Annotated in this window: 9 protein-coding genes; 5 read left to right on the forward strand and 4 right to left on the reverse strand. The window is 65.6% G+C overall.

Annotation, left to right across the window (positions count from 1 at the left end):
• Positions 1 to 557 precede the first annotated feature (557 nt).
• Entirely contained in the window at positions 558 to 1,460 is a 903-nt protein-coding gene (locus ACQPW1_RS44370; protein WP_433659574.1) for an oxygenase MpaB family protein, read from the forward strand.
• 65 nt (positions 1,461 to 1,525) lie between these two features.
• On the opposite strand, the gene ACQPW1_RS44375 is transcribed toward ACQPW1_RS44370, so the two are convergent.
• Positions 1,526 to 2,653 (reverse strand): serine hydrolase domain-containing protein, encoded by a 1,128-nt coding sequence (locus ACQPW1_RS44375; RefSeq protein ID WP_433659575.1) that lies wholly within the window; start codon positions 2,651 to 2,653, stop codon positions 1,526 to 1,528.
• Between the two features lie 135 nt (positions 2,654 to 2,788).
• Between ACQPW1_RS44375 and ACQPW1_RS44380 the strand changes: the two genes are divergently transcribed.
• The 3 genes from ACQPW1_RS44380 to ACQPW1_RS44390 all read left to right on the forward strand — a co-directional run bounded on the left by ACQPW1_RS44380 (position 2,789) and on the right by ACQPW1_RS44390 (position 5,500).
• The gene (locus tag ACQPW1_RS44380; protein ID WP_433659577.1) at positions 2,789 to 3,610 is read left to right on the forward strand and encodes a carboxymuconolactone decarboxylase family protein; all 822 of its coding nucleotides are present in this window, start codon (positions 2,789 to 2,791) and stop codon (positions 3,608 to 3,610) included.
• Between the two features lie 102 nt (positions 3,611 to 3,712).
• Complete coding sequence (locus ACQPW1_RS44385) at positions 3,713 to 4,408, forward strand: type 1 glutamine amidotransferase domain-containing protein (protein ID WP_433659579.1); 696 nt, start codon at positions 3,713 to 3,715, stop codon at positions 4,406 to 4,408.
• A 219-nt stretch (positions 4,409 to 4,627) separates the two neighbouring features.
• Positions 4,628 to 5,500, forward strand: coding sequence for an aldo/keto reductase (locus tag ACQPW1_RS44390; protein WP_433659580.1), 873 nt, complete (start codon positions 4,628 to 4,630; stop codon positions 5,498 to 5,500).
• Positions 5,501 to 5,549: 49 nt separating this feature from the next.
• Here ACQPW1_RS44390 and ACQPW1_RS44395 read toward each other — a convergent pair whose 3' ends face one another.
• Positions 5,550 to 5,738 (reverse strand): hypothetical protein, encoded by a 189-nt coding sequence (locus ACQPW1_RS44395; protein ID WP_433659582.1) that lies wholly within the window; start codon positions 5,736 to 5,738, stop codon positions 5,550 to 5,552.
• A 257-nt stretch (positions 5,739 to 5,995) separates the two neighbouring features.
• On the opposite strand from ACQPW1_RS44395, the gene ACQPW1_RS44400 reads away from it, so the two are divergent.
• The gene (locus ACQPW1_RS44400; RefSeq protein WP_433659584.1) at positions 5,996 to 7,342 is read left to right on the forward strand and encodes a helix-turn-helix domain-containing protein; all 1,347 of its coding nucleotides are present in this window, start codon (positions 5,996 to 5,998) and stop codon (positions 7,340 to 7,342) included.
• A gap of 99 nt (positions 7,343 to 7,441) precedes the next feature.
• Here ACQPW1_RS44400 and ACQPW1_RS44405 read toward each other — a convergent pair whose 3' ends face one another.
• Entirely contained in the window at positions 7,442 to 7,603 is a 162-nt protein-coding gene (locus ACQPW1_RS44405; protein WP_433659585.1) for a hypothetical protein, read from the reverse strand.
• Positions 7,604 to 7,726: 123 nt separating this feature from the next.
• Complete coding sequence (locus tag ACQPW1_RS44410) at positions 7,727 to 7,945, reverse strand: MbtH family protein (protein ID WP_150408068.1); 219 nt, start codon at positions 7,943 to 7,945, stop codon at positions 7,727 to 7,729.
• Between the last annotated feature and the right edge of the window lie 41 nt (positions 7,946 to 7,986).

A 7,986-nucleotide genomic window follows, 5' to 3' on the forward strand; every position in this document is an offset into this window, starting at 1 on the left:
CTTCCCTCACCGGCGGTTGTGTTGTCCGCTCGGCTCGATCGGTACTACGACCACCTCCGACGCCCTTCCTGCTCGCTTCCACTTCCCGGCTCTTCACCGGTTATAGGTCGCCGCACTCCAACAGCACTGCGCAGTCTGCTGGGCCGGGGAGGGCCTCTCCAGTTCCCGCCATCACTATCCGAACGTTCCGAGCCCCTTACGCCGGGGAGTCCTTCACGGCTGCACCTTCAGGATCTTCACCGCTTCCATGGCCTTCACCCTGTCCTTCCGGGCTCGGCACTCCCTCGCCCCACCCGTCACCGGGCAGGTGAAGTAACGACGCGGCAGGCTTCACTTCACGTTACGGACCGTTCGGTTGCACACCCCACCATCGGGGGTGCTCGACGCTGGGCTTCGGCACCGCCCGTTTCCAGACGACACCGCCAGCCTGCTACCGGGCCTCCTGACAGCTACCCGGACCGGACTTACACCGGCAAGCGACGACGAGCTTACGAATCAGTCGTCAGTCATTCACAAAACCAACCAACCTTTCCTACTGGACGCACAAGGACTCCCTCATGACCGCCGCCGCCGCCCACTCCCCGGAGCACGCCGCGCTGTCGAAGGACCACACGCGGATCCACATCGGCACCGCCCACCGGCCGACCACCAAGCGGGCGGTCAAGCTGACCGACGCGCTGGATTTCTGGTCTTTCGCGGGTGCCGCGGCCAATGTCGCAATGCAGATGGCCCGCCCGGGCGTCGGGCACGGCGTCGCGGAGAGCAAAGTCGAGTCCGGCGCATTGATGCAGCACCCGTGGAAGCGCGCCCGCACCACCACGCAGTATCTGGCGGTCGCCATTCTCGGCACCGAGGAGGAGCGCCTCGCCTATCGGGAGGCGGTGAATGTCGCGCACCGGCAAGTACATTCGGCGCAGGGCGCACCGGTGAAGTACAACGCGTTCGACCGCAATCTCCAATTGTGGGTCGCCGCTTGCCTGTACATCGGCTTCGAGGACACCTACCAGCTGCTGCAAGGCCGGATGAGCGACGAGCAGGCCGAGGCGTTCTACGTGTCGTCCTCGACGCTCGGCACCACATTGCAAGTGACCGAGCAGATGTGGCCCGCCACCCGTGCGGAGTTCGATCAGTACTGGAACGAGGCGTGCGAGCAGGTCGCGATCGACGAGTTCGTCGGCGGCTATCTGGACGATCTGCTGAACCTACGGATGATCCGCTGGTATCTGCGGCTGCCGTTCCGAAACCTGTTGAAGTTCCTCACGATCGGGTTTCTCGCGCCGATCTTCCGCGAGCAACTCCAGGTCGAATGGACCGCCACCGACCAGCGGCGCTTCGAGCATCTCTTCGAGTTCGTCGCCTTCGTCAACCGGTTCATCCCGCGCTTCCTCCGGCACGGCGGAACCTACAGTTTGCTGGCGGATGTGCGCCGTCGAATCCGCAAGCAGAAGAACCTCATCTGAGCGAGGCGACATGGCACCGCCGCCCGGACGAAAGCCCGGGCGGCGGAGATAGATCGAGCAAGTACTTACGGGCACAGTGCGTGGCCCAGTATCGCGACCAGATCCGGCATGGATTCCGGCTCTTTGGTGAACATATAGGTCACCGCGCGACCTTCCGGCGTCGCGCCGGACACGGTGTTGTAGCCGTATATCCCGCCTGAATGGCCGAGATACTCAGCGCCGCAAGACAATTTGGTGTATCCCAAGCCGAGTCCGTAACGCATCTGGGTCTCCTCGTCCATCAGCACGCCGTCGCGCATCTCGCGCAACTCGGCCGCGGGAACCACCTGACCGGCGAGCAGCGCCGAGTAGAAGCGGTTCAAATCGGCGCCCGTCGAGATCAAGCCGCCTGCCGCCCACGACACCGACGGCTCGATGCGCGTCACGTCGGTGAGCGAGCCGTCCACCACCGCATAGCCTTTGGGATGCGGGCCGCGGATCTCGCGATCACCCGCGCCCGGCAGATAGGTGTCGGCCAGTCCTTGCGGCCGCAGAATGCGCCGGTTCAGCTCGTCGGCATACTTTGCGCCGGTGACCTTTTCGACGAGCATGGCCGCGACGTAGTAGTTGGTGTTGTTGTACTGGAACCGCGCCCCCGGCGCAAAGTCGGCGGGCCGCTCCAGCGCGATCGCCATGCCCTCGGTGGGAGTCATGACGCGGTTCTCCAACGCCGCCCGGTACTCGTCGATGCGCGGATCCTTGGCGATCTCCGGCAATCCGCTCTGGTGCCGCAAGATCTGCCGCACCGTGATCGCACGACCGTCGACCCCATCCCCTTTCAACAAGCCGGGCAGATAGGTATCGACCGGCTCGTCCAGCCGCACCTTGCCCTCCGCGACGAGCTGCAAAACGATCGAGCTCGTGAAGGTCTTCGAGATGCTGCCGATCCTGACCTGCTGCGCCGGATCGGTCGGAATCTTCGCGCCCGTCGCGATATCGGCGACACCGCTGGTGAGTACGACCGTCTTGCCGTTATCGGTGACGGTGGCGATCGCCCCGGTGACACCCGACGCCACAATGCCGTCGATATCGGCCTGCACGGCACGAATCTTGTTGTCCGACAAACCAGATGCGGAATCGACCTTCTTGTCCGACGTACACCCTGCGAGCAGAGCAATCGCGGAAATGGCGACGATGATCGGGGCGAATCGCATACCCGAAACGCTATGAAAGGGCGGCGCCGCCCACATCGGGGACGCACCCCGAGATTCCCCCTGATCTCACCTCCCCTACAAGGATGAGCCGTCGGCACTTGCGCTGGAGCGCACTCCAACTTCTACAGTCGTGCCATGATCAGCACCCAGCACGCCACCAGCCACAACGATCGTTACGAGCGCGGCCTCGCACTGCTCAGGCAGATCGGCGGGCAGGAGCATCCGGCCGTGCTGGACAGCCTGGCCGACATCGCCCCCGACCTCGGCCGGATCACCGTGGAGTTCGGCTACGGCGACATCCTCTCCCGACCGGGCCTGACCCTGCGGCAGCGGCAGCTGGCCACCGTCGGCGCGCTGGCCGCGCTCGGCAACGCGGCGCCCCAGCTGCGGTTCCATATAGACGGTGCGCTCAATGTCGGCTGCACCCGGACCGAGATCGTCGAGGTCATGGTGCACGCGAGCGTCTACGCGGGCTTCCCGGCCGCGCTGAACGGCCTGACCGCCGCCAAGGAGGTGTTCGCCACTCGAACGGACCTGCCCGCAGAGACCGCCGCGGCCGGAGCACCGGAGGGCGACCGATTCGAGCGCGGTTCGGCCACCCTGGCCGAGGTCGACGGGCACGCGGGCGAGCAGGTCATCGCGTCGCTGCAGGACATCGCCCCGGACTTCGCCCGCATCCTCATCGAGTTCTCCTTCGGCGACATCTACTCCCGGCCCGGGCTCGACCTGAAGACGCGCGAGATGGTGACGGTGGCCATGTGCACCGCGCTCGGCGTCGCGCCCCAGCTCGGGGTGCACATCCACGGCCTGCTCAATGTCGGCGGCACCGAAACAGAGGTCGTCGAGGTACTGATCCAGATGGCCGGGTACGTCGGATTCCCCGCCGCGCTCAACGGAATCGCGGTGGCCCGGACGGTTTTCGCCGAGCGGAAGAGCCATCAGAATTCCGATGTCTGATATCGGCGATCCCATTGGCCCACCCGTCGCCCGACCGCCACCCCCCATGGAATCGCTATGCGATGCTGTCATTACTACGGAAACGGTCCTAACCTCGGGGACATGGCGAAACTACTTTTTGTACTGACCGGTGCCGATACCTGGACACTTGCCGACGGAACCCCCCACCCGACCGGATTCTGGGCCGAGGAGTTCGCCGTGCCCTACGAGGCGGCGAAGGCCGCGGGCCACGAGGTCGTCGTCGCGACCCCCGGCGGGGTCGTGCCGCCGGTCGACAAGGGCAGCCTGTCCCCTGAATTCAACGGCGGCCAAGAGGGCGCCGACAAGCGGGCCGCGGTGCTGGCCGCGAGCACGGAATTGCAGCACCCGATCAAGCTGTCCGAGGTCGACCTCGCCGACTATGCCGCGGTCTTCTACCCCGGTGGCCACGGACCGATGGAAGACCTCGCGGTGAACGCCGAGTCCGGCGAACTCCTCACCGCCGCACTGCAATCCGGCAAGCCGCTCGCGGTGGTGTGCCACGGTCCGGCCGCGCTGCTGGCGGCCGTCGGCGCCGACGGCACCAACGCCTTCGCGGGCTACACGCTCACCGGCTTCACCAACGAGGAGGAGCGGCAGGGCGGGCTGGCCGACAAGGCCAAGTGGTTGCTGCAGGATCGGCTCGTCGAGGCGGGCGCCGACTTCCAAGAAGGTGACCCGTGGGCGCCGAAGGTCGTCGTCGACCGCAACCTGATCACCGGCCAGAACCCGGCCTCGTCCGCGCCGTTGGCCGAGGAATTGCTGCGGGCCCTGGGCTGAGGTTTCGCTCGCCGCGAACACAACCCTCGTGCGGGGAATCGACGGCGCGGTAGAGACGTTGCTTGCGGAAGCAACGTCGCCGCGCGACGTCAGGCAGGCTCGTCCGCTTTCGCGTAATTCTACTTCGGAAGGAATCGAACTCATGAGCGAACGAAGTGAGCGAATCATGTGCCAGCGCGCCTTGCGCATGACGGAGCCGAGCGCCAGCGAGGTGGAGTCATGAGCACCAACCTCCACGCACGGCCCGCCGAAGCGTCCGGCACCTTCGCGCTCGGCGGTGACCTCCCCGTGCACCGGCTCGGCTACGGCGCCATGCAGCTGACCGGCCCCGGCGTCTGGGGGGATCCGAAGGACCCCGACGAGGCGGTCCGGGTGCTGCGGCGGGTCGTCGAACTCGGCATCAACTTCATCGACACCGCCGACTCCTACGGCCCGTTCGTCAGCGAACAGCTCATTCGAAAGGCCTTGCATCCCTACGCCGATGACCTGGTGATCGCTACCAAGGCCGGACTGACCCGCAGCGGGCCGGGCGACTGGCGGCCGGTTGGCCGGCCCGAATACCTGCGCCAGCAGGCCGAACTCAGCCTGCGCAACCTCGGCGTCGAGCAGATCGGCCTGTACCAGTTGCACCGCATCGATCCGCAGGTGCCGCTGGCCGACCAGCTCGGCGAGCTCGTGCTGCTCCAGCAGGAGGGCAAGATCCGGCACATCGGTGTGTCCCAGGTGAGCGTCGAACAGCTGCGCCAGGCCCGCGAGATCGCCACCATCGTCTCGGTGCAGAACCTCTACAACCTGACCAACCGGACCGACGAGGACGTGCTCGACTACGCCGAGCGGGAGAACATCGCGTTCATCCCGTGGTTCCCCATCGCCACCGGTGAACTCGCCAAGCCCGGCGGCCCGCTCGACGCGATCGCCAAGGAACACGGCGCGACCCCCGCACAGCTCGCGCTGGCCTGGCTGCTGCGCCGTTCGCCGGTGATTCTGCCCATTCCGGGCACTTCCAGCATCGCGCACCTCGAGGAGAACACCGATGGCGCGCGGATCACGCTGACCGACAAGGAGTTCGAGACGCTGTCCGCAGCGGCCTGAGACAACCAGCGAAACAAGGCGGGCTCGACTGCGGTCGAGCCCGCCTTGTTCACTTCTCGGCGGCTCGGCCGACGCAGTAGGCCGAGGCGGCGAGGTACTGGCGGCAACGGGCGCCGTGACCGCCGTGCACGGTGCGGATGAACTGCGCTCGGTCGTAGCTGAGACCTACCGGATCCTGCGTACAGTCGCTGCTCTGGACCAGCCATAATTCGCGCACATCCGAGTGCAATACGTCCATTGTTCACCTCCAGGTAAGTCAGTGCACCCGGCACCTAAAGGCGCCCCCGGTATCACGCTTCGACACGGATGGATCGGGCCGTGTCGGGACCGTGCGTCGGATTCCGGAATGCCGGCGCCCCGGTAAGGGTTTGGGCAGAACCCCGGCGCCGGGTGCTGATTCAGCGTGCATGTTGCGATTCGATAGATAACAGACCCGAATGCGGTAATTGCGGGTAGTTTCCGTTTGTATCAGCCTGGTGCGAGGAGTCAGGACCTATGGTTGAGATCGACTGGACGGGCGAGGATGTCCGTGCGCTTCGCGCCGCGATGCGGCGAAGCCGTTACGAATTCGCGCGTCTGGTGGGCGTCACCCCGCGCACCGTGGTCTTGTGGGAAAACGGCCGGACAACCCGGATGCATGCCGCAAGCCAACGTTTGCTCGACCGGGTCGTGTCAGAAGCCGATCCGGTCGTCGCCGCACGATTCGAGCGGGCCGTGAGCGCGGGCCGGGGCACCGACTTCGCACCCGAAGTCGCCGACTCGGCGCTCGATACGGAAACCCAGCTCGGTAGGGACATCGGGCTCGACAAGGAAGTCGAGGATGACGACGTGAGAAGGCGAGAGTTATTGGCCTGCATCGGGGTCGGCCTGACCGGCAAGGCCGCGGACCTGGTCGCGGGCGAACCGGAGAAGATGCTGGCCACCCTGGATGCCGGATCGATCAGCGAGCGGCGACTCGGGCTGCTGGAGCAGTCGGCCGAGGCGCTCGGCAAACGGGTGGTGCAGGTGCCGCCGCACGAGCTGCTACACACCACACTCGAGCAATTCCGCACTGTCCGTGGCACTCTCGCGCAGCGACAGGCCACCCACCATCAGGTCCGGCTGGTCCGCACGGCGGGCCGACTGGCCAACGTGGTCGGCGAAATCCTGTTCAACGAAGGACATTTGGGACAGGCGCGGATGTGGTACGGCACCGCGATCCATGCCGCGCAAGACATCGGCGATCGCTATTCCGAGGATATCGCGCTGGCCGGTCTCGCATATCTACCGACATATAGTGACAAGCCGAAGGAAGTCTTGAACTTGCTCGGTGGACGTCTCGAAGAAAATCCGGCGCACGGTCCCGCCGCCGCCTGGCTGTGGGGAATGGCAGCCAGAGCGCATGCCAGCCTCGGAAATGCCGTCCAGTTTGCTCGGTGTATCGAGAAATCCGGCCGCGCATTGGAAAATGTTGGGCAAGAAGATCTTACGGTTGGGATCTTTTCCTATAGACCGGAAAAACTTGCTTTCTATCAGGCGATCGGCTACTCCAATCTCGGCCACGCCGCGGAAACCGCCAAGGCCGCCGCCCGCGCCCTTGCCCTGTACGACCCGCAGGAAACAATGGAGCCCGCGCTGGTCCGCTTCGAACACGCCACCGCGTTGCTGAGTGCGGGCGAGATCGATGAAGCGTGTTCCGTTGCGACACAAGCGATCACCAGCAATCACACCTATATCGGCCTGACCGTCACCAAGCGGGCCGGGAAGTTCGACTCGGCGCTCACCGGCTTTCGCGGTCGTGCGGTCGCAGAGTGGCGCCAGCATGCCCGTTCGGTCATCGATTCGGCGCGAACGAAGGCATAGCGGACCGGCATTCGACGCCCGGGTCCGTCGGCGGACTCACCATTCGAAGTGCTTATCGGTGAGGTCCCGGTCGACCCGCCGCCGGGCGCCGCTGTGGCGCTAGGACTTCGCGGCGTCCTGCGGGCGGCCGCGGTGCATGACCGCGTCCAGCCAGCCGTTGATCTGTTGCGTCTGTGCGAGTGTCGGGCGTCCGGTCGCCCAGCGACGGGCCGCTTCGATCAACGTCTCCTGCAACGTGGGGGTGATCCGTTGATTCGTCATACGTCCATGATGCACTGCGGCGCAGCGAAGTACGAGTAGGGGGCGGGGCGCGCCGGTCAGCAGGGGGGATGTGGACCGACGCGCCCCGCGTATTCGGGTGGTTTTGGGCGGTTTCCCTGAACCTCAGGGACTTTCGTTGGACATGGCCTCGATGAGTGATTTGGGCCGCATATCGAGCCAGTGCGTTTCGACGTAGTGCAGACAGGCTTTACGGGCGGCGGCGCCGTAGGCGATGGTCCATCCGCCCGGTACGGCGGCGAATATCGGCCAGAGGGAGTGCTCGCCCTCGTCGTTGATCAGGACGTAGAACTGTGCGCCGTCGTCATCGAAGGGGTTGTTCATCGGGTTTTTCCTTCTTCCTGGTTGGGTCAGGTGTGGGGGTC

Origin of the sequence: Nocardia sp. CA-128927 (assembly GCF_050955855.1) — a bacterium.
GTDB lineage: Bacteria > Actinomycetota > Actinomycetes > Mycobacteriales > Mycobacteriaceae > Nocardia.